Consider the following 25,189-nt stretch of genomic DNA (forward strand, 5'->3'; position numbering starts at 1 on the left):
CGACGGGGGAGAACCATCGTGCACAGCTCCATCACGACCATGACCAGGCCCCAGGGCAGCGCCGCCCGCGAACTGGGACTGAAACGAGGCGAGTTCGACCTCGCGGTACGTCTCGGCCGCATTCGGACCGTCGCGGCGCCGGACGGCGGCCGCCGTCGCGTCCCGCGGGAGGAGATCGAGCGGATCCGCGAGGGCGAGGGGTTCCCCGAGACGCTGCGGCGGCAGGTCAGGGTGGTCGGGACCGCGGAGGGCGCCCAGCTCATGGGCGTCCCGCCGACCCGTTTCACTCGGCTCGCCCGCGCCGGACTGCTGACCCCGGCCAAGTTCTACCTGAACCGTTACCGGACAGTGGTGTGGCTCTATCTGGCCGAAGAGCTGCGGGAGTTCGCCGACTCCCCGCTCCACGCGCCGCTGCTGACCGGCCGCGCGCCGGACACGATGCGGGCCCGGCTGTCGGCCGGTGAGGATCTGCGTCCGCGCAGGTGGCGGGGGCGGCATGCGGGGTATCTGCTGGGACAGTCCAGCGACCCCTGGGAGCGGGCCGCGGCGATGGCGACGCTCCTCGACCCGACCCACCTCGTCGACCTGGTCGAGAACCCCTACGAGCGCGCCTACTTGCGGCAGCTGCGCCCCGAGGAGACCTGGTACGGGGTGCCCGAGTCGCCGACGGCGCGGGTCGTCGAGCGCATCCTGATCGCCGACGACCCGGACGAGATCAGCTGGCTGAGGGCGAACTTGCTGCTCAGTCTGGCCGAAGCACGGCTCCGACGGCCCGCGCCACGGCCCGCGACACGGGAGGAGCCGGCCGCACGCGCAGCAGTGGCGAAACCCACCCCTGCGGCGGCGCACACGCCGGGGCCCGCCATCCCGGGACCCGCCGCCCCGGTACCGGCAGCACCGGTACCGGCAGCACCGGAGTCACGCCCGCCGGGACCGCACCCAGGCGGACCTGCGCCGGAGACCGCGGCTCCGGCACCCGGACGGTGGCGGCGGCTGTTCACCAGACGACCGTCACGCCGAGCCGCCGACGGTCGCGCCGAGCCGCCGGCCTAGGTGGCGCCCTCGACGGCGTCCAGGTCCTGGGCGTAGTGCTCGATCGCTCTCCGGTATCCGGCGATGTCCGGGTCGGCGCTGGTCGCGGCCAGCACCGTGAGCAGCACCCGCATCGCGTCATGCGCGTGGCCCGCGTTGTACAGCGCCATCGCCAGGAACGTCTTGAGGGCGTTGTCGGCGGGGAACGCGGCGGTCGCCTCGCTCAGTGTCGCCACCGCCTCCGCGTAGCGACCCAGCGTGCGGTAGGTGCTGCCGAGACCGAGCATGGCCCCCTTGCGGTCGTCCGCATCGAGACCAGGGCCGTGACCGGGACCGGGGCCCGGACCGGGGAGGGCCAGCGCGTCGACGTAGTGCGGCACGGCCTGCGCTTCCAGGCCGAGCGTGTCGTGCACCCAGGCCGTCTGGTAGGCGACCTGCGCGTCGTCGGGGAACCGGTCGCGGAGCTCGAGCAGGCGCGCCCGCGCCTCCTCCGGGCGGCCCGCTTCCCGTAGCCGTACGGCCTGCGCGAGCAGGACGCCGACGTCGTCCGGCCGGCCCGTCACGCCGGGAGCTTCCGGAACAGACCCTCCTGCACCACGGAGACCAGCAGCCGTCCCTCCACGTCGTAGATGCGGCCGCGGGCGAGACCCCGGCCCCCCGTCGCGATCGGCGACTCCTGGTCGTACAAGAACCATTCATCTGCGCGGAAAGGACGGTGGAACCACATGGCGTGGTCGAGCGAGGCCATGTCGAAGCCCCGCGGGCCCCACAGCGGCTCGATCGGCAGACGCACCGCGTCGAGCAGCGTCATGTCACTCGCGTAGGTCAGCGCGCAGGTGTGCACGAGGGGGTCGTCGCCCAGCGGGCCCACGGCGCGCATCCATACGGCGCTGCGCGGTTCGGCGGACTCGACCTCTTCGGGGGTCCAGCGCAGCCCGTCGACGTAGCGGATGTCGAAGGGCTGGCGGCGCGCCATGCGCTCCAGGGCCTCGGGCAGCGCGCCCAGATGCCCCCGGATCTCGTCGGCGATCGTCGGCAGCGACTCCGGGTCCGGCACCTGCCGGGCCGGCGGCAACTGATGCTCGAAGGCTCCTTCTTCGGGCTTGTGAAAGGAGGCGGTGAGATTGAAGATCGTGCGACCCTGCTGCACGCCGGTGACCCGGCGGGTGGTGAACGAGCGGCCGTCGCGGACCCGTTCGACCTGGTACACGATGGGGACGCCCGGGCGGCCCGGACGCAGGAAGTACGCGTGCAGCGAGTGCACGGGCCGGTCGCCGTCCGTGGTGCGGCCGGCTGCGACCAGGGCCTGGCCGGCCACCTGGCCGCCGAAGACCCGCTGCAGGGACTCCTGCGGGCTGCGTCCGCGGAAGATGTTGACCTCGATCTGCTCCAGGTCGAGCAGGTCGACGAGCCGCTCCGCAGGATTCGTCATGCGTGGTTCTCTCTCGTGTGTGCGGCCGGACCGCTCCGGCGCGTGGACGCGCGGGGACACGACGGTCCCCGCGGCCCGGGATCTACAACTGGCCGACGTCCGTGACCCGGACGACGGCACGGCCCTCGGCGTCGGAGGCCGCGAGGTCGACTTCGGCGCTGATGCCCCAGTCGTGGTCGCCGTTGGGATCGGCGAACGTCTGCCGGACCTTCCACAGCCCGTGCCCGGGGTCCTCCTCGATCATGAGGAGCTTGGGGCCGCGGGCGTCGGGACCCGTTCCGAGGTCCTCGTACTCGTCCCAGTAAGCGTCCATGGCCTCGCCCCAGGCGTCCTCGTCCCAGCCCGACTCGCCGTCCATCTCGCCCAGCTCGGCCACGTCGTCGAGCGCGGCGAGCTCGACCCGGCGGAACATGGCGTTGCGGACGAGCACGCGGAAGGCCCGGGCGTTCGCCGTGACCGGCTTGACCTGGTCAGCCTTCTCCTGCGCCTCCTCGGCGCTCATCACCTCGGGGTTGGCGAGCTGCTCCCACTCGTCCAGGAGGCTGGAGTCGACCTGGCGCACCATCTCGCCGAGCCAGGCGATCAGGTCCTCCAGGTCCTCCGACTTCAGGTCGTCGGGCACGGTGTGGTCGAGCGTCTTGTACGCGCTCGCCAGGTACCGCAGGACGATGCCCTCGGTGCGGGCCAGCTCGTAGTGGGAGACGAACTCCGTGAACGTCATCGCCCGTTCGTACATGTCGCGGATGACGGACTTCGGCGACAGCGGGTGGTCACCGACCCACGGGTGGCTCGTGCGGTACGTGTTGTAGGCGTGGAAGAGCAGCTCTTCGAGCGGCTTGGGATACGAGATGTCCTGGAGGCGCTCCATGCGCTCCTCGTACTCGACCCCGTCCGCCTTCATGAGGGCGACCGCCTCGCCGCGCGCCTTGTTCTGCTGGGCGTGCAGGATCTGCCGCGGGTCGTCGAGCGTGGACTCCACGACCGACACCATGTCGAGCGCGTACGACGGCGACTCCTGGTCGAGCAGGTCGAAGGAGGCGAGGGCGAACGTCGACAGCGGCTGGTTCAGCGCGAAGTCCTGCTGCAGGTCGACGGTGAGCCGCACGATGCGGCCCGTCGGGTCCGGCCGGTCCAGCTTCTCGACGATGCCGCCGTCGAGCAGCGAGCGGTAGATCGCGATGGCGCGGCGGATGTGCCGCAGCTGCGCCTTGCGCGGCTCGTGGTTGTCCTCCAGCAGCGTGCGCATCGCCTCGAAGGCGTTCCCGGGGCGGGCGATGACCGACAGCAGCATGGTGTGGGTGACACGGAAACGCGAGGTCAGCGGCTCGGGATCGGAGGCGATCAGCTTCTCGAAGGTGCTCTCCGTCCAGCCCACGAAGCCCTCGGGCGCCTTCTTGCGCACCACCTTGCGACGCTTCTTCGGATCGTCACCGGCCTTCGCGAGTGCCTTCTCGTTCTCCACCACGTGCTCCGGGGCCTGAGCCACGACGAAACCGGCGGTGTCGAAGCCGGCCCGCCCGGCGCGCCCCGCGATCTGGTGGAACTCGCGGGCGCGCAGCGTGCGGACCCGGGTGCCGTCGTACTTGGTCAGGGCGGTGAACAGCACCGTGCGGATGGGGACGTTGACGCCCACGCCGAGCGTGTCGGTGCCGCAGATGACCTTCAGCAGGCCCGCCTGGGCGAGCTTCTCGACCAGCCGCCGGTACTTGGGCAGCATGCCGGCGTGGTGGACACCGATGCCGTGGCGCACGTAGCGGGAGAGGTTGCGGCCGAACTTGGTGGTGAAGCGGAAGTTCCCGATCAGCTCGGCGATCCTGTCCTTCTCCTCGCGCGTGCACATGTTGATGCTCATCAGCGCCTGCGCGCGCTCGACGGCCTGCGCCTGCGTGAAGTGCACGATGTAGACCGGCGCCTGCCGGGTCTCCAACAGCTCGGTCAGGGTCTCGGTGAGCGGGCTGAGCCGGTACTCGTAGGAGAGGGGGACCGGGCGTGTCGCGGAGCGCACCACCGAGGTCGGGCGGCCGGTGCGGCGCGTCAGGTCCTTCTCGAACATCGCGACGTCGCCGAGCGTCGCCGACATCAGCACGAACTGGGCCTGCGGCAGTTCGAGCAGCGGGATCTGCCAGGCCCAGCCGCGGTCGGCCTCCGCGTAGAAGTGGAACTCGTCCATGACGACCTGGCCGATGTCGGCCCGCGCGCCGTCCCGCAGCGCGATCGACGCGAGGACCTCCGCCGTGCAGCAGATGACGGGCGCGTCCGCGTTCACGGACGCGTCACCGGTCAGCATGCCGACGTTCTCCGTGCCGAACAGCTTGCACAGCTCGAAGAACTTCTCGGAGACCAGCGCCTTGATGGGCGCCGTGTAGAAGGTGACCTCGTCGCGGGCGAGCGCCGCGAAGTGCGCCCCGGCCGCGATCATGCTCTTGCCGGAGCCGGTGGGCGTCGAGACGATCACGTTCGCCCCCGACACCGCCTCGATCAGCGCCTCCTCCTGGTGCGGATAGAGGGTCAGGCCGCGCTCCACGACCCACGACTCGAAGGCGTCATAGAGGGCGTCCGGGTCGGCGGTCTTCGGGAGCTGATCGATGAGGGTCACGTCACCATCTTGCCTGGCTTCCGTCCCGATCCGGGAATCGGATGCCCGTACGAAGATCACGAACGCTACGCTGAGTCGCCGACGGGGCGTCAGGACACGCCCCACCCGACGGGGGCACCTGGGCGTCGGCATCGAAGGAACGGGGCGGAACACCACCATGATGGGACCGGCACACTCGCTGTCAGGAGCGGCGGCCTGGCTGGGGGTGGGCGCGGCCGCGGCCGCCACCGGTCACCCGATGCCCTGGCCCGTGCTCCTCGTCGGAGCGCTGATCTGCGCGGGAGCCGCACTCGCCCCCGACCTCGACCACAAGTCGGCCACCATCTCGCGCGCGTTCGGGCCGATCTCCAAAGCGATCTGCGGCATCGTCGACAAGCTTTCGTACGCCGTCTACAAGGCCACCCGCAAGCAGGGCGACCCGCGCCGTTCCGGCGGCCACCGCACCCTCACCCATACGTGGCTGTGGGCGGTCCTGATAGGCGCGGGCGCTTCCGTCGCGGCGATCACCGGCGGCCGCTGGGCCGTCCTCGCCATCCTGTTCGTGCACATGGTGCTCGCCATCGAAGGCCTGCTGTGGCGGGCGGCACGAGGCTCCAGCAGCGATGTCCTGGTGTGGCTGCTCGCGGCGACCAGCGCCTGGATCCTCGCCGGCATCCTCGACAAGCCGGGCAATGGAGCGGACTGGCTGTTCACCGCGCCGGGCCAGGAGTATCTGTGGCTGGGCCTGCCCATCGTGCTCGGTGCGCTGGTGCACGACATCGGGGACGCGCTGACCGTCTCGGGCTGCCCGATCCTGTGGCCCATCCCGATAGGCCGCAAGCGCTGGTACCCGCTCGGGCCGCCCAAGGTGATGCGGTTCCGGGCCGGCAGCTGGATCGAGCTGAAGGTGCTCATGCCGGCGTTCATGCTGCTCGGCGGGGTGGGCTGCGCGGCCGCGCTCAACTTCATCTGAGCCCGGCCGCGCCCCGCCCCGGCCCGGGGCTACCCGTGCCAGGAGCGCCACAGGGCCGCGTACGCCCCACCGGCCGTGACCAGTTCGTCGTGGCTGCCCAGCTCCCGGATCCGGCCGTCCTCGACCACGGCGATGACGTCCGCGTCGTGGGCGGTGTGCAGCCGGTGCGCGATGGCCACGACGGTGCGCCCGTCGAGGACCCGGCTCAGCGAGCGCTCCAGGTTGCGGGCGGCGCGCGGGTCGAGCAGCGACGTCGCCTCGTCCAGGACCAGCGTGTGCGGATCGGCCAGGACCAGACGGGCCAGCGCGATCTGCTGCGCCTGCGCGGGGGTGAGCCCGGCCCCGCCGGAGCCGACCTCCGTGTCCAGACCGTCGGCCAGGCCGCGCGCCCAGCCGTCGGCGTCGACCGCGCCCAGCGCCGCCCACAGCTCGCTGTCCTCGGCGCCGGTCCTGGCCAGCCGCAGATTGTCCCGCAGCGATCCCACGAAGACGTGGTGCTCCTGGTTGACCAGGGCGACGTGCGCCCGGACCCGCTCGGCCCGCATCCGGGAGAGCTCCGCGCCGCCGAGCGTGACCTGCCCGGCGCGGGGCGCGTAGATCCCGGCGAGCAGCCGGCCGAGCGTGGACTTGCCCGCGCCGGACGGCCCGACCAGGGCGAGCCGGGTGCCAGGAGCGACGTCGAGGGTCACCTCGCGCAGCACGTCGACGCCCTCGCGGTACCCGAAGTGCACCTGGTCGGCCTGGACGTCGCGGCCGTCGGGCCGCACGGAGGCGTCGCCCGCGTCCGGTTCGATGTCGCGGACGCCGACCAGGCGGGCCAGGGACACCTGGGCGACCTGGAGCTCGTCGTACCAGCGCAGGATCAGGCCCACCGGATCCACCAGCATCTGCGCGATCAACGCGCTCGTGGTCAGCTGCCCCACCGTGATCCAGCCCTGGAGGACGAAGACCCCGCCGATCAGCAGGACGGAGAGCAGCACCAGGACGTGCACGGCGTTGATCACCGGGAAGAGGACGGAGCGCAGGTACAGGGTGTAGCGCTCCCAGGCCGTCCACTCCTTGACGCGGCGCTCGGACAGCTCCACGCGCCGGTCGCCGAGCCGGTGCGCCTCGATGGTGCGCCCCGCGTCCACGGTCTCCGCGAGCGCCGCCGCCACGGCCGCGTACCCGGCCGCCTCCGAGCGGTACGCCGCCGGGGCCCGCTTGAAGTACCAGCGGCAGCCGATCACCAGCACCGGCACGGCGACCAGGATCGCCGGGGCCAGCGGCGGCGCCGTGACGGCGAGACCGCCGATCAGCAGCGCCGCCCAGACGACGCCGATGGACAGCTGCGGCACGGCCTCGCGCATCGCGTTCGCCAGGCGGTCGATGTCGGTGGTGATCCGGGACAGCAGATCGCCGGTGCCGGCCCGTTCCAGGACACCCGGCGGCAGCCCCACGGAGCGCACCAGGAAGTCCTCCCGCAGGTCCGCCAGCATGCGCTCGCCCAGCATCGCCCCGCGCAGCCGCACCTGCCGGACGAAGATCGCCTGGATCACCAGAGCGAGCGCGAACAGCCCGATGGTGCGTTCCAGGTGCAGGTCGCGCAGCGAGCGGACGCCGTCGCCGGTGTCGGCGACGCTCTGGACGACGTCCCCCAGCAGGTACGGGCCGGCCATCGAAGCGACCACGGAGATCGTGTTCACGCCGATGAGCAGCAAGAAGGCGCGCCGGTGGCGCCGGTACAGCTCGACCACATAGGCGCGGACCGTGGCCGGGGCGCCCACCGGCAACGTGTTCGCCGTGGTGGGGGCCGCCGGGTCGTGCGTCGGAGGCGCTACGCCGATCATGCCGTCTCCTCGATGTCGATCTCCAGGTCGGACGCCGGGCCGGTGCCGGGCGCGGCGAGCGCGGCGGACCCTGCCCGGACGGCGGCCGTCTCCTCGTCGGTCTCGCGGGTGACCACGGCCCGGTACCGGGGCTCCGCGTGCAGCAGCTCGCGGTGGGTGCCGACCCCGGCGACCTCGCCGTCGTGCACGAACACGACACGGTCGGCACGGTCGAGCAGCAGCGGCGACGAGCTGAGGACCACCGTCGTACGCCCCCGGCGCAGCGCGCGGACACCCTGGGCGATACGGGCCTCGGTGTGCGAGTCCACGGCGGACGTCGGTTCGTCCAGGACCAGCGCCTCCGGATCGGTGACGAGGGAGCGGGCCAGGGCAAGGCGCTGGCGCTGGCCACCGGAGAGGGACCGGCCGCGCTCGGTGATCCGGGCGTTCAGGGGATCGTCGTCCAGGGACGCCTGGGTGAGCGCGTCGAGGACGTCGGAGCACTGCGCCGCGGCGAGCGCCTCGTCCGGCCGGACGGACCCGGCGGACGGCACGTCGAGCAGTTCGCTCAGCGTGCCGGAGAGCAGCACCGGGTCCTTGTCCTGGACGAGCACCGCAGTCCGCGCCACATCGAGCGGCAGTTCGTCGAGCGGCACCCCGCCCAGCAGCGCGGACGGCGTCGTCGCGCGCCGGCCGTCGCGACCGTCCCGGTCGGCGTCGTCGCTGGTCGCGTGGCCACCGAGCCGCTCGGCGAGGCGGCCGGCCAGGTCGGGGTCGCCGCACACCACGGCGGTGAGCAGGCCGGCGGGGGCCAGCAGACCCGTCGCCGGGTCGTACAGGTCGCCGGACGGGGCGGTGGCGCCGCGCGGAGCGCCGGACGGCTCGATGACGCGCTCCAGCGCCAGCACCCGGGCCGCGCGCTGCGCCGACGGGCGGGAGAAGGAGTACGCCATCGCGATCTCCTCGAAGTGCCGCAGCGGGTAGTTCAGCATCATCACGGCGCTGTACACGGTCACCAGTTCACCGACGGTGATCCGGCCCTCCCGCGCGAGGTGGACGCCGTACCAGACGACCACGATCAGCAGCAGACCCGGGAGGAGCACCTGGACCGAGGAGATCAGCGACCACATGCGGGCGCTGCGCACGGCAGCCTCGCGGACCTCCTGCGAGGCGCGGCGGTAGCGGTCGAGGAAGAGTTCCTCGCCGCCGATCCCGCGCAGGACGCGCAGCCCGGCGACGGTGTCCGAGGCGAGTTCGGTGGCCCGGCCCGCCTTCTCGCGCTGGTGGTCCGCGCGCCGGGTGGCGCGGGGCAGCAGCGGCAGCACGGCGAGGGCGAGCACCGGCATGCCGATCGCGACGACGGTGCCGAGGGCGGGCTGGTAGACGACCAGGCCGACGCTGACCAGCACGACGGTGAGGGCGGCCGCCGCGAAGCGGGAGAGGGCCTCGACGAACCAGCCGATCTTCTCCACGTCGCCGGTGGAGACGGCGACGACCTCGCCCGCGGCGACCCGCCGGGTCAGCGCGGCGCCGAGCGCGGCGGTCCTGCGGGCGAGCAGTTGCTGGACGCGGGCGGCGGCGGTGATCCAGTTCGTCACCGCCGTGCGGTGCAGCATCGTGTCGCCGCAGGCGATGGCGGCGCCGAGCAGCACGATGAGCCCGCCCGCCGCGGCGAGGCGGGCACCGGAGCCGTCGACGACGGCCTGGACGGCGTAGCCGACGCCGTACGGGAGGCCGGCGACCGCCGTGAAGTGGAGCAGACCCCAGGCGAGGGACTTGAGCTGGCCGCCGAGTTGGTTGCGGCCGAGCCAGAGCAGGAAGCGGGGGCCGGAGCGCGCGTCGGGTACGCCCGGGTCGGGATACGGAAGGTCGGAGATCTGCATGACGTCCCAGAGCTCGAAAGGGGATCCGGCGAGCGACACACCGGAAGGAGAAAGAGAGGAGGGAGAAGAGGAGAGGAAAGAGGAGAGGAGACGGAGGGCGAGGAGAGGTGGCGGGCAGATGAGGCGGGCGGGACAGGTCGGACGGTGGGAGACGGGACCCGGGGCTCGGTGGGGCGGGATTTCTGCGGCGGCGGAACAAACCGTGAAAGGTTCGCGTCTCACAGTGACCGGAGGCAAACGGTTTTCCGGTGCCGAGCAAAGATTCGGCCCGGATCAACGGCGGCTCCCGGCCCATCCGCTGAGCCCGTGGAGCGTGGTGCGACCATGGAGCGCATGCGTAATGCGGGAGCGGTTCGAGCGGGTGTCGCGCTGGCGGCGAGTGGGGTCCTACTGACGACGCTGGCGGCGTGCGGGGCCGATGAGGACGGCGGCAAGAGCGCGTCGAGCGGGCAGGACTCCGCGGGCGGCGCGCGCAGTGACGAGGCCAGCTCCGCCGACCTCAAGCGCATCCCCGACGTCGGCGACCGCTACCAGAAGCAGATCCCGGCGGACTCCCGGCAGGTCGTCGCCGTCTACGGCGACGGCAAGGACTCCGCGGACGCGACGATCGCCCTGTTCACCAAGGCCGGTGACACCTGGAAGAAGGAGCGCGCCTGGTCCGGGCACAACGGCAAGAAGGGCTGGACGACGCAGCACAAGGAGAACGACAAGCGCAGCCCGGTGGGCGTGTTCACCCTCAGCGACGCCGGGGGCGTCCTCGCCGACCCGGGCGCGAAGCTGCCCTACACGCAGACCGCGTCGATCCAGGCCCCGCACTACTGGTCGAAGTCGCACTGGCACGACTTCGACTACGTCATCGCCATCGACTACAACCGCGTCAAGGGCACCCCGCCCAACGACCCGACCCGCCCCCAGGGCCAGACCAAGGGCGGGAGCATCTGGCTGCACATGGACCACGGCAGCGGGACGTCGGCCTGCGTGAGCCAGTCGAAGGGCGACATGGAGTACCTGCTCAAGACGCTCGACCCGCAGCAGCACCCGGTCGTCGTCATGGGGGACAAGGCCGAGCTGAAGGCGTGAGGCAGGCCCCGTGGCGCCCGTAGGCGGAGGGCTCCTTCGTCAGTAGGCGTGGCGCAGCGAGGGCCACAGCTGCGACCACGGCCGTGCCGGCCGCTGGCACAGGACGACGGCGGCACCCTGTTCCTCGTTGTCGACTCCGTGACCGTTGTCGACTCCGTGACCGTTGTCGACGTGGGCGACCGTCCGGCATCCGGTGAAATGCCGCTCGATACCGGAGGCATCGGCCAGCCGGACGAGGAGGACAGGACCGTTCGCCGTGTCGGGCGGCGGACCCCAGTCGGCGTAGCTCATATGGCCGGAGTAGGGGGCGGGCAGCCCGCGCGCGGGACTGTAGTGCTCCAGGGCGCCCGCTTCGCCGTAGTTGCCGGTGAACAGCACGGCCCGGCGCCGCTCCCGCGCCGGGATCCGCTCCCAGCCTCCCTGGACCGCGTCGGCGAGTTCGGGCCAGCCGAGCTGCTCACCCTGCTCCTTGTTGAGGGCCAGCGGCACGGCCAGTGCGGAGGGCGGCAGCACAGGCAGCGTGATCACGGCGTTCAGCGCGGCGGAGACGGCCACGGCGCCCAGCAGCAGCGCGCGCCGGGCCCGCCCCGCCCGCACCCAGCGAAGGGTGGGCTCGCACCCCGCGGCGAGCAGCACCACGAGCAGCGGCACAGGGTAGTAGCCCTTGCCGCCGAGGATGAGCACCACGGCGCACAGCAGCGGGTACGCGACCGCGAACGAGCGCGCCCACCGCAGGTCCGCGGCGCGCCACAGCCGCAGCCAGCCGGCCACCCACACCGGCACGAACAGCGGGGACAGGTAGATGAGTTGCTGCGGGACGAGCAGGGCGCGGTTCTCCGCCCCGTCGTCCTCGCTGATGCCCCGGGCGACGGTCCACTGCGGCCAGCCGTGGGCCGCCTGCCACCCCAGAGTCGGCGCGGCCAGCGCGAGCGCCACCGCACAGCCGCCCAGGAACCAGCCACTGCGCAGCACGGCGCGCGGGCCCACCCAGCCGACCGACACCAGCAGCACGGCCACCAGCAGTACGACCACGTACTTGTTCTGCACGCCGATCCCCGTGACCGCACCCGCCGCGAGCCACCATCGGGCGTCGCCGGTCCGCAGCACCCGCAGGACGTACAGGCTCAGCGCCGCCCACACCAGCAGATCGAACGTGGCGGTGGAGACCATGTGCCCGACGGCCAGGACCTGTGCGCCGAGCGCCGCGAGCACGCCCGCGAGGAGTTGGGCACCGCGCCCGCTGCCCCACTCCCGTGCCACCAGCGCCACGACGAGCACGGTCGCCGACGCGGCCAGTGTCGCCGCCGCCCGCAGCCCGGCCGGATGGTCCCCGAAGACGCTGGTGCAGACACGGGCCAGCGCGGGGGTGAGCGGCGGCTGGTCCACATACCCCCAGGCCAGTCGGCGGCCCGCGGCGACGAAGTACAACTCGTCGCGGTGGTAGCCGTACCGGGCCGAGACCAGGGTGAGCAGTGCCGCGTACCCGGCGACGACGCACAGCAGCGGCCGCCAGGCCACCGGTGCGAGCGGCGCCGCACCCTGCGTCGCCGGCGCGAGTGCTTCGGCCATGTCCCCCGCCTTCCCCCGGTGCGCCGGGAGCGTACCGGCGGCACGGGGAGCGGTCGAGACGTCGCGCCGGCCGGGTCACTCCTCGCCGGGGCACGGGGCACGGGGCCCAGGGCCAGGGCCGGGCGCGATCCGCGGCACCCTGCTCAGGCGCGGCCCGCCGGCCGTGTCGCCCGCTCCAGCTCCATCAACACGGAGTGGTACGAGCGGCCCGTGGCGTGGTCCATGCCCACCTCGCACATCCGGTTCGCCGACAGATGCGCGTCGTAGGCCCGGGACGTCACCTCCGCGGCCTCCTTGCGGGTGGCGGTCTCGGTCAACTCCCTGTGGAGCATGCCTCGGTCGCCCGCGAAGGCGCAGCACCCGGCGTCGTCCGGGATCACCACTTCGTCGGCGCAGGCCTCGGCGACCGCCTTCAGCTGAGCCACGTCGCCGAGGTGCTCCATGGAACAGGTGGGGTGCAGCACGGCCGAACCGATGGTGCGCTCGACCGTGAGACGCGGCAGCAGCTCATCGGCCGCCCACACGAGCGAGTCGACGATGGTCAGCTCCGCGTGCAACTGCCGGTTGTCGTCGGTGAGGTACGGGACCACTTCGTGGGCGATGCCGAGCGTGCAGGACGACGCGTCGACGACGAGCGGGAGGCGGCCGCCCGCGGTCCAGCCCCAGGCGGCCTCGACGATCCGGTTCGCCATGACGGTGTTGCCCTCGTCGTATCCCTTGGAGTGCCAGATCGTGGCGCAGCACGTGCCCGTGACGTCGGACGGGATCCACACCGGGCGGCCCGCGCGCGCGGAGACCGCGACGACGGCCTGCGGCAGCGACAGCTCGCCCGGGGTGCCGAAGATACGGTTCACACAGGCCGGGTAGTAGACGGCGGCGGCGCCCGCGCGCGTGGTGCGGGGCAGCTTCCGTGCCGCGGCCTTGGGGATCTCCGGCAGCCACTCCGGCACCAGGTCCGGGCGGACCGCCCGGCGGGCGGTCTTCGTCACGGCCGTGAGCAGCCGGTCGCCGATCTTGTCGGCGGCGGCCACCGCGAGCCGTGCCGACGCCTCCACGGCCTTGAAGTTCTTGGCGGTGAGCGCGGCGATCCTCTCCTCGCGCGGCGAGTGACGCGCGTGCCGGAAACCCTTCATGAAGGCACCGGTGTCGATCCCGACCGGGCAGGCCAGCTTGCAGGTGGAGTCCCCGGCGCAGGTGTCCACCGCGTCGTACCCGTAGGCGTCGATCAGCGCGTCCTCGACCGGGGAGCCGGGGGACTGGCGCATCATCTCGCGGCGCAGGACGATGCGCTGACGGGGTGTGGTCGTCACGTCCTCGCTCGGGCAGGTGTCCTCGCAGAACCCGCATTCGATGCACGGGTCGGCGATCAGCTCCACCTTGGGGATCGTTTTGAGTCCCCGCAGATGGGCCCGGGGGTCGCGGTCGAGGACGATCCGGGGCGCGAGGACGCCGTCCGGGTCGATGACCTGCTTCGTCCGCCACATCAACTCCGTGGCCCGCGGCCCCCATTCGAGCTCCAGGAAAGGCGCGATGTTGCGTCCCGTGGCGTGCTCGGCCTTCAGGCTGCCGTCGAACCGCTCCACCGTCAGGCGGCAGAACTCGTCCATGAACGCCGCGTACCGGTCCACGTCCGCCGGCAGGGCCGCGTCGAAGGCCAGCAGGAAGTGCAGGTTGCCGTGGGCGGCGTGGCCGGCCACCGCGGCGTCGAAACCGTGCCGCGTCTGCAGCTCCAGCAGGGCCTCGCAGGCCTCCGCGAGCCGCGACGGCGGCACCGCGAAGTCCTCGGTGATGAGCGTGGTGCCCGAAGGTCGCGCGCCGCCGACCGCCGTCACGAACGCCTTACGCGCCTTCCAGTAACCGCCGATGGTCTTCGGGTCGCGGGTGAAGACATTGGTCACCGAGGCGACGGGCGTGACCAGCTCCAGCCCTTCGAGCGCCTTCTCGGCCGCGGCCTCGTAAGCGGCCTGGCGCTCCTCGTCGGGCGCCCGGAACTCCACGAGCAGCGCCGTCGTCTCCCGCGGCAGCTCCGCCCAGTCCTGCGGTACGCCCTGCACGCTGACCGACGCCCGCAGTGTGTTGCCGTCCATCAGCTCCACGGCCAGCGCCCCCGCCTCGTTGAAGGCGGGCACGGCCGCGGCCGCGGCCGGCAGCGACGGGAAGAAGAGCAGCGCCGTCGACACGCGCCGGTCCAGCGGCAGCGTGTCGAAGACGACCTCCGAGATGAACCCGAAGGTGCCCTCCGAACCGACCATGAGACCGCGCAGGATCTCGACCGGGGTCGAACCGTCGAGGAAGGCGTCCAGGCGGTAGCCGTTCGTGTTCTTGATCTCGTACTTGGCGCGGATCCGGCGCGTCAGCTCCGCGTCCGCCTCGATCTCCCGCTTGATGGCCAGCAGGTTCTCGCACAGCTCGGGCTCGGCCAGCGCGAGCTGCGCGTCGGCCGCGGGGTCGGCGGTGTCCACGACCGTGCCGGACGGCAGGACGAAGGTGAGCGAGGCGAGCGTCCGGTACGAGTTCCGGGTGGTGCCGGCCGTCATCCCCGACGCGTTGTTCGCGACGACGCCGCCGAGGGTGCACGCGATGGCGCTGGCGGGGTCCGGGCCGAGCACACGGCCGTGCCGGGCCAGCGTCGCGTTGGCCCGGACGACGGTGGTGCCCGGCCCGATGCGCGCCCGCGAGCCGTCACCGATGACCTCGACGCCCGACCAGAACTTCCGGACGTCGACCAGGATGTCCTCGCCCTGCGCCTGTCCGTTCAGCGAGGTGCCCGCGGCACGGAAGACGACCTCGCGGCCCTTGCCGTGCGCGTACGACAGGACGGCCGACACGTCGTCGACGTCCTCGGCGACCACCACGACCTGGGGCACGAACCGGTACGGGCTCGCGTCCGAGGCGTAGCGCACCAGGTCCGAGATCTTCGAGAGCACCTTCTCCGCGCCGAGCAGGCGCTCCAGCTCCGAGCGCAGCGGCTCCGGGGTGCCGCCCGCCTGGCCGTCCGCGACCCGGTCGGGCGCGGGGCCCGAGGAACGGGCCCCGGGACGCAGGGCTTCCGGCTTCGGCTCCAGCAGCGGCATGGGCTCTCGCCTTTCCTCGTGCTGCCGGACGACGTGCGGTCCGGCAGCGGTTGTACGGGTGTCCCGTCAGTGCGCGTGCACCGGCGGGCCGGTCAGTTCTCGTGTTCGCGCGGGCATTCGGTTCTGAGGTCGGGCGGGGCTTCGAACAGCGCGTTCAGCAGAACCGTCAGCTGGGCCCGCTGCTGGGTGTCCAATGGGGCCAGGATCTCCTCCGCGGCCGCCCGGCGCGCGCTGCGCAGCTCCCACAGGGCGGCGCGCCCCTTGCCGGTCAGCTCGATCCGGATGACCCGGCGGTTGGCGGGGTCGGGCACCCGACGCACCAGATCCCCGGCCTCGAGACCGTCCACGACGCTGGTCACGGCACGCGGGACGACCTCAAGCCGCGCGGCCAGATCGGCCATCCGCGGCGGCGTCTCGTAATGCACCAGCGTGCGCAGCAGCCTGGACTGCGCGGGCGTGATCCCGACCGGCTCCAGCTGGCGCTTCTGGATCCGGTGCAGGCGGCGGGTGAGCCGCAGTAGCTGCTCGGCGAGGAAGCCGTCGGCGTCCGGGGTACTCATGGCGGGAACATTACCAGGACTTTGTGCATTGTGAGTATAGGTAACAATGAGCTATGCTCCTGAAAGTCGAAATCGATCTCGGCTGCTGTCCGCCGAGGTCTCCCCGCCCCTAGGAGGCCCATGCCCCGCGACGTCATCACCTGGTCGCCGCCGCCCGATGCCCGGTCATCGGACCAGCCGCGGCAGATCCGCCGCATCCTGTCCCTCTTCCGTCCCTACCGCGCCCGGCTCGCCCTCGTCGGCCTGCTCGTGGCAGCGGCCTCGCTCGTCACGGTCGCGTCGCCGTTCCTGCTGAAGGAGATCCTCGACGTCGCGATCCCGCAGGGCCGCACCGGGCTGCTCAGCCTGCTCGCGCTCGGCATGATCCTCAGCGCCGTCGTCACCAGCGTCTTCGGTGTCCTGCAGACCCTCATCTCGACGACCGTCGGCCAGCGCGTCATGCACGACCTGCGCACGGCCGTCTACGGACGCTTGCAGAGCATGTCGCTCGCCTTCTTCACCAAGACCCGCACCGGCGAGGTCCAGTCCCGCATCGCCAACGACATCGGCGGCATGCAGGCGACCGTGACCTCCACCGCGACGTCCCTCGTCTCGAACCTGACGAGCGTCATCGCCACGATCGTCGCCATGATCGCCCTCGACTGGCGCCTCACGATCGTCTCCCTTCTCCTGCTGCCGGTCTTCGTGTGGATAGCGCGGCGGGTCGGCCGCGAGCGCAAGAAGATCGCCACCCAGCGGCAGAAGCAGATGGCCGCCATGGCCGCGACCGTCACCGAGTCGCTCTCCGTCAGCGGCATCCTGCTCGGCCGCACGATGGGCCGCGCCGACTCCCTCACGAAGTCCTTCGCCGACGAGTCGGACCAGCTGGTGGACCTGGAGGTCCGGTCGAACATGGCGGGGCGCTGGCGCATGGCCGTCATCGGCATCGTCATGGCCGCCATGCCCGCGGTCATCTACTGGGCGGCGGGCATCGCGTTCCAGCTCGGCGGGCCCAGCGTCTCCATCGGCACGCTCGTCGCGTTCGTCTCGCTCCAGCAGGGACTGTTCCGGCCGACGGTCAGCCTGTTGCAGACGGGTGTGCAGATCCAGACCTCGCTCGCCCTGTTCCAGCGCATCTTCGAATACCTCGACCTGCCCGTCGACATCACCGAGCGCGCGGACCCGGTCCATCTGGACGCGGTCAAGGGCGAGATCCGCTTCGAGGACGTCCAGTTCCGCTACGACACCGACGACCGGCAGGGCCCGATCCTGGACGGCATCGACGTCACCGTCCCGGCCGGCGGCAGCCTCGCCGTCGTGGGCCCCACCGGCTCCGGCAAGTCCACGCTGAGCCACCTCGTCCCACGCCTGTACGACGTCACCGGCGGCCGGGTCACCATCGACGGGCACGACGTCCGCGACCTGGACTTCGACACCCTCGCCCGCGCGGTCGGCGTGGTCTCGCAGGAGACGTACCTCTTCCACGCCACCGTCGCCGACAACCTCCGGTTCGCCAAGCCGGACGCCACGGACGAGGAGCTGTACGCGGCCGCCGCGGCCGCCCAGATCCATGACCACATCGCCGCCCTGCCCGACGGCTACGACACAGTGGTCGGCGAGCGCGGCCACCGCTTCTCCGGCGGTGAGAAGCAGCGCCTGGCCATCGCCCGCACCATCCTGCGCGACCCGCCGATCCTCATCCTGGACGAAGCGACCAGCGCCCTGGACACCCGCACCGAGCACGCGGTGCAGGAAGCCATCGACGCGCTGTCGGCCGACCGCACCACCCTCACCATCGCCCACCGCCTCTCCACGATCCGCGCCGCCGACCAGATCGTGGTCCTGGACGGTGGCCGGATAGCCGAGCGCGGCACGCACGAGGAACTGCTCGACAGCGCGGGCCGGTACGCGGCTCTGGTCCGGCGGGACGCGCAGTTGGAGACAGCGGCGTGACCCGTGCCGGGACGCCGCAGGCAGACTAGGAGGAGACCGGGACGGACCCTGCCGGGGGAGGCGGGGATGAGAGCGGTCTGTCATGATCTGCGGGTTATCGTGCTCATATGCCTGACGAGACACCGCACGAGGCGCCACGCCGGAGCTCCTCCCGACTCACCCACAGAGGGCGCGTCACCCTGATCGTGGCCGGGATCCTCGCCGCGGCGGCCGCCGCCGTGGCCGTGCCGCTGATGCTTCCCGAGGACGACGGGGGACGGCCGGACACGGTGACCGTGCCGGAGGGTTGGCGTTCGGGGCAGGTCTACGCCGCGGTCGACAAGGCGCTCGAACTCCCAGCCGGTACCACCGAGAAGGCCGTACCCAAGGCGCACCTCAAGCTGCCGGGCGAAGCCGACGGGAACCCCGAGGGGTACCTCTTCCCCGCGACCTACCCCGTGGACGACAAGTCGACTCCGCAGTCCCTGCTGTCGTACATGGTCAACACGGCGACCCAGAAGTTCGGTGGCAGCCGGCCCGCCGCGGGCGCGGACCGGGCCGCCGTGAACAGCTACCAGACGATCACCGTCGCGAGCATTGTCCAGGCGGAGGCCGACAACGGCGAGGACATGGGCAAGGTCGCCCGCGTCATCTACAACCGGATCGAACAGGGCATGCCGTTGCAGATGGACTCCACCATCAACTACGCGCTCGACCGGTCCACGCTCGACACCAGCGCCAAGGACACCGAGCTGGACAACCCGTACAACACGTATGCGCGCAAGGGGCTGCCGCCCTCGCCGATCGGGAACCCGGGGGAGGCGGCGCTGAAAGCGGCGGTCGAGCCGACGCGGGGTGACTGGCTGTACTTCGTGACGGTGAAGCCGGGCGACACCCGCTTCACCGCTGACTACGCGGAACAGCGGAGGAACGTGGCGGAGTTCAACAAGATTCAGGAAGAGCGGAAGAAGAGCGGTTGAGTGCCTGCGGCCGCCGAGGTGGGCGCCGGGTTCACGCCGCCGCAGGCACGCCGTTCGTCAGCAGGTGCTGGATGTCGCGGACGGCGGCCCGCCCGGCCCGGTTCGCCCCGATCGTGCTGGCCGACGGTCCGTATCCGACGAGATGCACCCGGGGATCGCGGGCCGCGCGGGTTCCCTCCAGCCGGATGCCGCCGCCGGGTTCGCGCAGCTTCAGCGGGGCCAGGTGCTCGATCGCGGCTCGGAACCCGGTGGCCCAGAGGATCACATCGGCCTCGACCTCCCGCCCGTCGTCCCAGGCGACCCCCGTGGGCGTGATCCGGTCGAACATCGGGAGGCGGTCGAGGACGCCGTCGGCGCGGGCTGCGCGGACGGCGTCGTTCACCGGCAGCCCCGTCACCGAGACGACGCTCAAGGGGGCGAGCCCCTGGCGTACCCGTTCCTCGACCATCGCCACGGCGGCCCGCCCCCGGTTCTCGTCGAACGGGCCCTCACGGAAGACCGGCGGGCGGCGTGTCACCCAGGTCGTGGCGGCGGCGTACGGGGCGATCTCCATGAGGTGCTGGGTGCCCGAGGCACCGCCGCCCACCACCACGACCCGCTGCCCCGCGAACTCCTCGGGCCCCGGGTACTGGGCGGTGTGCAGCTGCCGCCCCCGGAACGTCTCCTGGCCGGGGTAGCGCGGCCAGAATGGCCGGTCCCACGTGCCCGTCGCGTTGATGAGGGCGCGCGGCGCCCACGCCCCGTCCGAGGTCTCGACGAGCAACCGGCCGCCCTCGCCCTCGCTGACCCGCCGCACCTCGACCGGGCGCCGGACCCGCAGGTCGTACCGCTGCTCGTACGCCGCGAAGTAGGCGCCGATCACTTCGGAGGAGGGGCGCGCCGGGTCGGCGCCGGTCAGTTCCATGCCGGGCAGGGCGTGCATGCCGTGCACTTTGCCGTACGTGAGCGAGGGCCAGCGGAACTGCCAGGCGCCACCCGGGCGGGGTGCGTGGTCCAGGACGACGAAGTCCCGGTCCGGGTGGAGTCCGACCCGCCGGAGATGGTGAGCGGCCGACAGGCCGGCCTGCCCGGCGCCGATCACCACGACGTCGACCGGCCGGGCGCCGGCCAGGCCGGAACCCGGGCGTCCCGGAGTCCCGACGTCGCCCCGAGCCCCGCCCTCGGGCCCCGGCACGGCCCGCGCGGACGTGATACCGCCGGCGGCCGCTGCGGCCCCGGCTCCTCCGGCTGCCCCGATCTCATTCACGCTTCTACCAACTCACCCACGTTCCGAGATCTTCCCGCCTGCGCGGCGCCCCGCCTGCCCGGCCCGAGCGAACGCCCCCCCGGCAGGGCCCGGCCAGGGGCTCAGCGCCCGCCCGCCACCAGGAGCGGTGCACTCCGCGTGACCGGGGCTCCGGCGGGCAGCAACCCGCGTGCGGCGAGGTCGGGGATGACACCCTCCCCGAACCAGTACGCCTCCTCCAGATGCGGGTAGCCGGAGAACACGAAGTGCTCGATGCCGAGCGCGTGGTACTCCTCGATCCGGTCGGCGACCTCCGCGTGGCTGCCCACGAGCGCGGTGCCCGCGCCGCCGCGCACGAGGCCCACCCCGGCCCACAGGTTCGGGGAGATCTCCAGTCCTTCACGGGACCCGCCGTGCAGGGCGAGCATCCGCTGCTGGCCCACGGACTCGCTGCGGCCCAGCGCGGCCTGCGCGGCGGCGACGGTCTCGGGAGTGAGATCGTCGAGGAGGCGGTCGGCCGCGGACCAGGCGTCACGGGCGGAGTCGCGCGAGATCGTGTGCAGCCGGATGCCGAACCGCACGGTGCGCCCCTCCTGCTCGGCGAGCGCCCGGATCCAGTCGATCTTCTCCTTCACCTGCTCGGGCGGTTCGCCCCAGGTCAGATAGACATCCGTGTGCCGCGCCGCGACCGGCCCCGCGGCGGCCGACGAACCGCCGAAGAAGATCTGCGGCAGCGGATCCGGCGGCAGCGCGGTGAACCCGCCGTCCACGTCGTAGTGCTCGCCCGCGAAGTCGTACGGCGTGCCGCCCCACACCCCGCGCACCACGGAGAGGAACTCGTCGGTACGGGCGTAGCGGCGGTCGTGGTCGAGGTGGTCGCCGTAGCGACGCTGCTCGGCCGAGTCGCCGCCGGTGACGACGTTGAGCAGCAGCCGCCCCCGCGTCAGGCGCTGGTAGGTCGAGGCCATCTGGGCGGCGAGCACGGGGGAGATGACGCCGGGCCGGAACGCCACGAGGAACTTCAGGCGCTGGGTGTGCTGGGCGAGGGCGACGGTCGTCAGCCAGGCGTCCTCGCACCAGGTGCCGGTGGGTGTGAGGACCGCTTCGAAGCCCAGCTGTTCCGCGGCCTTGGCGATCTGGACGAGGTAGTCGAGGTCGGGTGGCCGGACCCCGGCGACGGCCCGGCCCGGAGTGCGCTGGAGCGCGCCCTGGCTGAAGGCGTGCCGGTCCACGAGGGTGCGGCCGTCGCCGCCGGTCGGCAGGAACCAGTGCAGATGAACGGTCATGACGTCAGGACTCCTTGCCGTAGGTGCGGGGGGCGGTGGTGGAAGCCGGCAGCTTCCCGTTGAAGCGGGGGTCGACGAACGACGCGAAGTCCACCGAGCCCGGGATGAGCTTCAGCCGGGCGAAGACGTCGGCGATCTGCTGCTCGGAGGCGATGGCGTTCTTGTCGACGGCGACGGTCACCCGGGTGCCGTTCGTACGCTTCACGGCGTCCAGCGCGACCTCGTAGGGGAGGCCGGTGTCCTTCGCCCAGACCTTGGCCCACTGTTCGGGGTGCTTGTAGACCCAGTCCTGGGCGCGTCGCAGCCGGTCGAGGTAGTCCTTGATGACGGCGGACTTCTTCTGGTCGGCGAGGGCGGTGGGGGAGGCGACCTGGAAGGCGAGGCCGTTGGTCAGTCCGTCGCCGTCGGTCAGCACGCGCCCCTTCTTGCCGCGCAGGACCTGCGAGGTGTACGGGTCCCAGACGGCCCAGGCGTCGACCTTTCCGCTGGTGAACGCGGCCAGGGCGTCGGCCGGCTGGAGGTACTTGACCTTGACGTCCGTGAGGCCGAGGCCCACCTTCCGCAGTGAGGCGACGAGTTGGTAGTGCGCTGACGAGCCCTGCGCCACCGCGATCGCCCGGCCCTTCAGCTCTGCCGGACTCTTCAGCGGCGAGTCGTTCGGGACGAGAAGGGTGTCGCCCTTCGCGGCGCCGTGGCTCGCCGCCACGATCTTGATCTTCGAGTGGGCGCCGGCCGCGACGACGGGCGGTGTGTTGCCGACCGCGCCGATGTCCACGGCCTTGGCGTTGACGGCTTCGAGGAGGGGCGGCCCCGAAGTGAACGTGGACCAGCGGATCTTGTAGTGCAGGTCGTCGAGTTCGCCGGCGGCGCGCAGGATCGCCTCCGAACCGCCCCTCTGGTCACCGACGTTGAGGGTCGTCGTGCCCTTCCCGTCGGTCCCGCCGCCGGACCCCACCGACGAGGTGCCGGCGGATGAGGCGGTGGAGCAGGCGGTCAGGAGCAGGGCGAGCGGTACCAGCAGAACGGGCAGGGCGGGGGTGGGTGGGGTGAGGAGGCGTCGCATGAGGATTCCGTTCGGGGTGGTGGCGGGCTCAGACGGGTGGCGGGCTCAGACGGTGAGGTGCGTCTCGGTGCGCTTCTCGACGGGGGCGGGCGGGTCGGACCGGTGAGCAGGGCCCGCAGGGCCGGCGGAGTCAGCAGGGTTCGCAGAGCCGGCGACGTCAGCAGGGTCCGTAGGGTCGGCGAGGTCCGTGGGGTCCGCAGGGCCGGCGGAGTCGGCAGGGTTCGCAGAGCCGGCGAGGCCGGTGGCGTCCCCCCGGTCCCCGCCCGTCCCGCCGGGGCGACCGCCGCCGCCCGGCGCGTCATGGTCGACGCCGAGCCGGCTCAACAACTCGGCCCGGAGCGCGGCGAAGCGGGGATCGGTGATGTCGCGCGGCCGGCCCAGATCGACGGGGGTCTCGTAGGCGATGACACCGGCGTCCATGACCAGCACCCGGTCCGCCAGCAGAACCGCCTCCTCGACGTCGTGCGTGACCAGCAGGACGGCGCAGCCCCGCCGCTGCCACACCTCGGCGACCAGCCGCTGCGCCTTGATCCGGGTCAGCGCGTCGAGGGCGCCGAACGGCTCGTCGAGCAGCAGCAGGTCGGGCTCCCGCACCAGGGCCCGCGCGAGCGAGGCACGCTGGGCCTCGCCACCGGACAGCGTCTTCGGCCAGGCCCCGGCCCGGTGGCCGAGGCCCACCTCCTCCAACACCGCGTCCGCCAGAGCCCGTTCGGGCTTGCCGGACAGTCCGAGCACGACGTTGCGCCAGACCCGCTTCCACGGCATCAGCCGCGGCGCCTGGAACGCGACGGCCCTGCGGCGCGGCACCAGGACCGTGCCCTCGATGTCGCGGTCGAGACCGGCGAGAATGCGCAGGAGCGTGGACTTCCCGCAGCCGCTGCGACCCAGCAGGGCCACGAACTCGCCCGGGCGGACGTCCAGTTCGAGATCTTCGATGACGGCGCGCCCGTCGAAGGAGCGAGTGAGCCCCGCCACGCGGACAGCGGACCAGTCGGCCCGGTGGGTCACCGGCCGGTGAACGTCGGTCGCCATTGCAGCAGCAGCCTTTCGAGGGAACGGACGACGAAGTCGGCGAGGAGGCCGAGGAAGGCGTAGACGATCAGGCAGACGACGATGACGTCGGTGCGCAGGAAGTCCCGCGCCTGCACCATCAGGAAGCCGATCCCGGAGTCCGCGTTGATCTGCTCGGCGAAGACCAGGGCGAGCCAGGCGATGCCGAGCGAGTAGCGCAGCCCGGTCATCGCGCCCGGCAGCGCGCCCGGCAGGACGACGTGGCGGACGAGGCCCCAGCGGCTCAGGCCCAACGACTCGCCCGCCTCGACGAGTTGGGAGTCGACACCGCGGATGCCCGCGTACACGTTCAGATACAGCGGGAAGGAGACGCCGAGGGTGATGATGGCGATCTTCGGCGCCTCGCCGATCCCGAACCAGATGATGAACAGCGGGATGAGCCCGACGAACGGCACGGTCCGCAGCATCTGCACCCCCGCGTCGACGAGGTCCTCGCCGACGCGGAAGAGGCCGGACACCAGGGCGAGCCCGATGCCGACGACGACGCCGAACAGCAGCCCCAGTGCGACGCGGCGCAGGGAGACACCCATCGCGTGCGTCAGGGAACCATCGGCGACGAGATCCCGGCCGACCCGGGCGATCGTGCCCGGCGAGGCCAGCACCTCCGGGGTCAACGCCCCTGTGGAGCTGAGCAGTTGCCACGCCAGCAGCAGGAGGAGCGGTCCGGAGGTACGGCGCAGCCAGCGGGGGACGCGGGCGCGGCGGGCGGAGGAGGGGACGAGGGCTTCGAGCTCCGGCGACGGGAGGCACGTATCCGGAGAGACGGATATGTCGGTCGCTGCGGGCCCGGGCGGGGCATGGCTGATGCTCATGGCACTCCACGGCAGGGGAGGGCGCGCCCCGGCGTCAGCGGGCGCGCGTCAACGGCGCGCCGGCGCGGAGAAGAGACCGGGGCGGCGGAAAAGGAAAAGAGGGGAGGTTCGCGAGGGCGTCAGTGACCGCGGCGACACGCGGCGGAGGTCACTCGCAGCAGGTCGATGTGACCGCGCGTGGTGAGCAGGACTGAACGCGACATGCGGCAGAACGTAGCCAGTTCGTCGACAGCCGGTCAATACCCTGTCTCACCGTACGGACCAGCAGTATCGACTGACGGTCGGTGGCGGTCCGCACGCCGTGCCCGGGGCGGCCGCGCCGTGCCGCGGCCACGGGCGGGTCCGGGCGACAATGGAGCCATGTCCGACACCTTCACGACCCGAGTCCTGAACGTCACCACCGGCTCCTCCGAGCAGGTCATCGACCTGACCCGGGAGTGCGAGACCTTCCTGCGCGAGGCGTCCGGAGGCCGCGACGGCCTCCTCAACCTCTTCGTGCCGCACGCCACCGCCGGCATCGCGATCATCGAGACGGGCGCCGGCAGCGACGACGACCTGCTCGCCTCCCTGCACACTTTGCTCCCCGCGGACGACCGCTGGCAGCACCGCCACGGCAGCCCCGGCCACGGCCGCGACCACGTACTCCCGGCGTTCGTGCCACCGCACGCGACGTTGCCGGTGGTCGGCGGGGCGCTGGAACTGGGCACGTGGCAGTCGGTGTGCCTGGTCGATACCAATAAGGACAATCCGGAGCGGCAGGTCCGGTTGTCGTTCCTTGGCTCCTGAGCGCGGGCGCGTCGTCCCGTCGGCGCCGACGGGACGGTGGACCAGATACGGCCGCGACGACTCCGCCGT

Annotated in this window: 20 protein-coding genes; 6 read left to right on the forward strand and 14 right to left on the reverse strand. The window is 72.2% G+C overall.

Annotated features, from left to right (window positions below):
• Nucleotides 1-39: 39 nt before the first annotated feature.
• On the forward strand, nucleotides 40-1,053 hold the full coding sequence (locus ACIBW6_RS31520) for a DUF6397 family protein (protein ID WP_399065663.1): 1,014 nt from the start codon (nucleotides 40-42) through the stop codon (nucleotides 1,051-1,053).
• Here ACIBW6_RS31520 and ACIBW6_RS31525 read toward each other — a convergent pair.
• The 3 genes from ACIBW6_RS31525 to ACIBW6_RS31535 form a co-directional block, all read right to left on the reverse strand.
• Nucleotides 1,050-1,595 carry a tetratricopeptide repeat protein gene (locus ACIBW6_RS31525; protein WP_399065665.1) on the reverse strand — a complete coding sequence of 182 codons (546 nt, stop codon included), beginning with the start codon at nucleotides 1,593-1,595 and terminating at the stop codon, nucleotides 1,050-1,052. The genes ACIBW6_RS31520 and ACIBW6_RS31525 overlap by 4 nt on opposite strands.
• Nucleotides 1,592-2,464: an acyl-CoA thioesterase gene (locus ACIBW6_RS31530; protein ID WP_399065667.1), complete on the reverse strand. Its 873-nt coding sequence runs from the start codon at nucleotides 2,462-2,464 to the stop codon at nucleotides 1,592-1,594. The genes ACIBW6_RS31525 and ACIBW6_RS31530 overlap by 4 nt, the downstream gene beginning before the upstream one ends.
• Nucleotides 2,465-2,546: 82 nt before the next feature.
• Complete coding sequence (locus ACIBW6_RS31535) at nucleotides 2,547-5,192, reverse strand: DUF3516 domain-containing protein (RefSeq protein WP_399065668.1); 2,646 nt, start codon at nucleotides 5,190-5,192, stop codon at nucleotides 2,547-2,549.
• A gap of 25 nt (nucleotides 5,193-5,217) precedes the next feature.
• Here ACIBW6_RS31535 and ACIBW6_RS31540 point away from each other — a divergent pair, with 25 nt between their 5' ends.
• Nucleotides 5,218-6,012 carry a metal-dependent hydrolase gene (locus ACIBW6_RS31540; protein ID WP_399065670.1) on the forward strand — a complete coding sequence of 265 codons (795 nt, stop codon included), beginning with the start codon at nucleotides 5,218-5,220 and terminating at the stop codon, nucleotides 6,010-6,012.
• A 29-nt stretch (nucleotides 6,013-6,041) separates the two neighbouring features.
• Here the strand turns inward: ACIBW6_RS31540 and ACIBW6_RS31545 are convergent, their stop codons facing one another.
• Both ACIBW6_RS31545 and ACIBW6_RS31550 read right to left on the reverse strand, forming a co-directional pair.
• Nucleotides 6,042-7,841 carry an ABC transporter ATP-binding protein gene (locus tag ACIBW6_RS31545; RefSeq protein ID WP_399065673.1) on the reverse strand — a complete coding sequence of 600 codons (1,800 nt, stop codon included), beginning with the start codon at nucleotides 7,839-7,841 and terminating at the stop codon, nucleotides 6,042-6,044.
• Entirely contained in the window at nucleotides 7,838-9,703 is a 1,866-nt protein-coding gene (locus ACIBW6_RS31550; protein ID WP_399065758.1) for an ABC transporter transmembrane domain-containing protein, read from the reverse strand. The genes ACIBW6_RS31545 and ACIBW6_RS31550 overlap by 4 nt, the downstream gene beginning before the upstream one ends.
• 333 nt (nucleotides 9,704-10,036) lie before the next feature.
• Between ACIBW6_RS31550 and ACIBW6_RS31555 the strand changes: the two genes are divergently transcribed.
• Entirely contained in the window at nucleotides 10,037-10,783 is a 747-nt protein-coding gene (locus ACIBW6_RS31555) for a L,D-transpeptidase family protein (protein WP_399065675.1), read from the forward strand.
• Nucleotides 10,784-10,822: 39 nt separating this feature from the next.
• Here ACIBW6_RS31555 and ACIBW6_RS31560 read toward each other — a convergent pair whose 3' ends face one another.
• From ACIBW6_RS31560 to ACIBW6_RS31570, 3 genes are all read right to left on the reverse strand, one after another.
• Nucleotides 10,823-12,352 (reverse strand): ArnT family glycosyltransferase, encoded by a 1,530-nt coding sequence (locus ACIBW6_RS31560; RefSeq protein ID WP_399065677.1) that lies wholly within the window; start codon nucleotides 12,350-12,352, stop codon nucleotides 10,823-10,825.
• 143 nt (nucleotides 12,353-12,495) lie between these two features.
• Nucleotides 12,496-15,426 (reverse strand): FAD-binding and (Fe-S)-binding domain-containing protein, encoded by a 2,931-nt coding sequence (locus ACIBW6_RS31565; RefSeq protein ID WP_399065679.1) that lies wholly within the window; start codon nucleotides 15,424-15,426, stop codon nucleotides 12,496-12,498.
• Nucleotides 15,427-15,518: 92 nt separating this feature from the next.
• Nucleotides 15,519-15,986, reverse strand: a complete 468-nt coding sequence (locus ACIBW6_RS31570) for a MarR family winged helix-turn-helix transcriptional regulator (protein WP_399065681.1) — start codon at nucleotides 15,984-15,986, stop codon at nucleotides 15,519-15,521.
• A gap of 120 nt (nucleotides 15,987-16,106) precedes the next feature.
• Here ACIBW6_RS31570 and ACIBW6_RS31575 point away from each other — a divergent pair, with 120 nt between their 5' ends.
• Together ACIBW6_RS31575 and mltG are read left to right on the forward strand one after the other, a co-directional pair.
• Complete coding sequence (locus ACIBW6_RS31575) at nucleotides 16,107-17,918, forward strand: ABC transporter ATP-binding protein (RefSeq protein ID WP_399065683.1); 1,812 nt, start codon at nucleotides 16,107-16,109, stop codon at nucleotides 17,916-17,918.
• 107 nt (nucleotides 17,919-18,025) lie between these two features.
• Nucleotides 18,026-18,877, forward strand: coding sequence for an endolytic transglycosylase MltG (gene mltG / locus ACIBW6_RS31580; protein WP_399065685.1), 852 nt, complete (start codon nucleotides 18,026-18,028; stop codon nucleotides 18,875-18,877).
• Nucleotides 18,878-18,908: 31 nt separating this feature from the next.
• Here mltG and ACIBW6_RS31585 read toward each other — a convergent pair whose 3' ends face one another.
• The 6 genes from ACIBW6_RS31585 to ACIBW6_RS31610 form a co-directional block, all read right to left on the reverse strand.
• The gene (locus tag ACIBW6_RS31585; protein ID WP_399065760.1) at nucleotides 18,909-19,988 is read right to left on the reverse strand and encodes an NAD(P)-binding domain-containing protein; all 1,080 of its coding nucleotides are present in this window, start codon (nucleotides 19,986-19,988) and stop codon (nucleotides 18,909-18,911) included.
• Between the two features lie 236 nt (nucleotides 19,989-20,224).
• Nucleotides 20,225-21,388, reverse strand: a complete 1,164-nt coding sequence (locus ACIBW6_RS31590; protein ID WP_399065687.1) for an LLM class flavin-dependent oxidoreductase — start codon at nucleotides 21,386-21,388, stop codon at nucleotides 20,225-20,227.
• A 4-nt stretch (nucleotides 21,389-21,392) separates the two neighbouring features.
• Complete coding sequence (locus ACIBW6_RS31595; RefSeq protein ID WP_399065689.1) at nucleotides 21,393-22,451, reverse strand: ABC transporter substrate-binding protein; 1,059 nt, start codon at nucleotides 22,449-22,451, stop codon at nucleotides 21,393-21,395.
• 45 nt (nucleotides 22,452-22,496) lie between these two features.
• A complete protein-coding gene (locus ACIBW6_RS31600) occupies nucleotides 22,497-23,483 on the reverse strand; it encodes an ABC transporter ATP-binding protein (RefSeq protein WP_399065691.1) in 987 nt (328 codons plus the stop codon).
• On the reverse strand, nucleotides 23,456-24,334 hold the full coding sequence (locus tag ACIBW6_RS31605; protein ID WP_399065693.1) for an ABC transporter permease: 879 nt from the start codon (nucleotides 24,332-24,334) through the stop codon (nucleotides 23,456-23,458). The genes ACIBW6_RS31600 and ACIBW6_RS31605 overlap by 28 nt, the downstream gene beginning before the upstream one ends.
• 119 nt (nucleotides 24,335-24,453) lie before the next feature.
• Entirely contained in the window at nucleotides 24,454-24,537 is an 84-nt protein-coding gene (locus ACIBW6_RS31610; RefSeq protein WP_356490289.1) for a putative leader peptide, read from the reverse strand.
• 157 nt (nucleotides 24,538-24,694) lie between these two features.
• Here ACIBW6_RS31610 and ACIBW6_RS31615 point away from each other — a divergent pair, with 157 nt between their 5' ends.
• Nucleotides 24,695-25,120, forward strand: a complete 426-nt coding sequence (locus tag ACIBW6_RS31615; RefSeq protein ID WP_399065695.1) for a secondary thiamine-phosphate synthase enzyme YjbQ — start codon at nucleotides 24,695-24,697, stop codon at nucleotides 25,118-25,120.
• Nucleotides 25,121-25,189: the final 69 nt, after the last annotated feature.

Origin of the sequence: Streptomyces sp. NPDC049813 (assembly GCF_044465085.1) — a bacterium.
Classification (GTDB): domain Bacteria; phylum Actinomycetota; class Actinomycetes; order Streptomycetales; family Streptomycetaceae; genus Streptomyces.

Bases quoted from the DNA above. Each gene is read 5' to 3' on its own strand.
- ACIBW6_RS31540 (WP_399065670.1), top strand. From the start codon at position 5,218: ATGATGGGACCGGCACACTCGCTGTCAGGAGCGGCGGCCTGGCTGGGG.
- ACIBW6_RS31570 (WP_399065681.1), bottom strand. From the start codon at position 15,986: ATGAGTACCCCGGACGCCGACGGCTTCCTCGCCGAGCAGCTACTGCGG.
- ACIBW6_RS31615 (WP_399065695.1), top strand. From the start codon at position 24,695: ATGTCCGACACCTTCACGACCCGAGTCCTGAACGTCACCACCGGCTCC.
- ACIBW6_RS31600 (WP_399065691.1), bottom strand. From the start codon at position 23,483: ATGGCGACCGACGTTCACCGGCCGGTGACCCACCGGGCCGACTGGTCC.
- ACIBW6_RS31605 (WP_399065693.1), bottom strand. From the start codon at position 24,334: ATGAGCATCAGCCATGCCCCGCCCGGGCCCGCAGCGACCGACATATCC.
- ACIBW6_RS31575 (WP_399065683.1), top strand. From the start codon at position 16,107: ATGCCCCGCGACGTCATCACCTGGTCGCCGCCGCCCGATGCCCGGTCA.
- ACIBW6_RS31560 (WP_399065677.1), bottom strand. From the start codon at position 12,352: ATGGCCGAAGCACTCGCGCCGGCGACGCAGGGTGCGGCGCCGCTCGCA.
- ACIBW6_RS31535 (WP_399065668.1), bottom strand. From the start codon at position 5,192: ATGCCGACGCCCAGGTGCCCCCGTCGGGTGGGGCGTGTCCTGACGCCC.
- ACIBW6_RS31590 (WP_399065687.1), bottom strand. From the start codon at position 21,388: ATGACCGTTCATCTGCACTGGTTCCTGCCGACCGGCGGCGACGGCCGC.
- ACIBW6_RS31555 (WP_399065675.1), top strand. From the start codon at position 10,037: ATGCGTAATGCGGGAGCGGTTCGAGCGGGTGTCGCGCTGGCGGCGAGT.
- ACIBW6_RS31530 (WP_399065667.1), bottom strand. From the start codon at position 2,464: ATGACGAATCCTGCGGAGCGGCTCGTCGACCTGCTCGACCTGGAGCAG.
- ACIBW6_RS31595 (WP_399065689.1), bottom strand. From the start codon at position 22,451: ATGCGACGCCTCCTCACCCCACCCACCCCCGCCCTGCCCGTTCTGCTG.
- ACIBW6_RS31550 (WP_399065758.1), bottom strand. From the start codon at position 9,703: ATGCAGATCTCCGACCTTCCGTATCCCGACCCGGGCGTACCCGACGCG.
- ACIBW6_RS31545 (WP_399065673.1), bottom strand. From the start codon at position 7,841: ATGATCGGCGTAGCGCCTCCGACGCACGACCCGGCGGCCCCCACCACG.
- ACIBW6_RS31520 (WP_399065663.1), top strand. From the start codon at position 40: ATGACCAGGCCCCAGGGCAGCGCCGCCCGCGAACTGGGACTGAAACGA.
- ACIBW6_RS31565 (WP_399065679.1), bottom strand. From the start codon at position 15,426: ATGCCGCTGCTGGAGCCGAAGCCGGAAGCCCTGCGTCCCGGGGCCCGT.
- mltG (WP_399065685.1), top strand. From the start codon at position 18,026: ATGCCTGACGAGACACCGCACGAGGCGCCACGCCGGAGCTCCTCCCGA.
- ACIBW6_RS31610 (WP_356490289.1), bottom strand. From the start codon at position 24,537: ATGTCGCGTTCAGTCCTGCTCACCACGCGCGGTCACATCGACCTGCTG.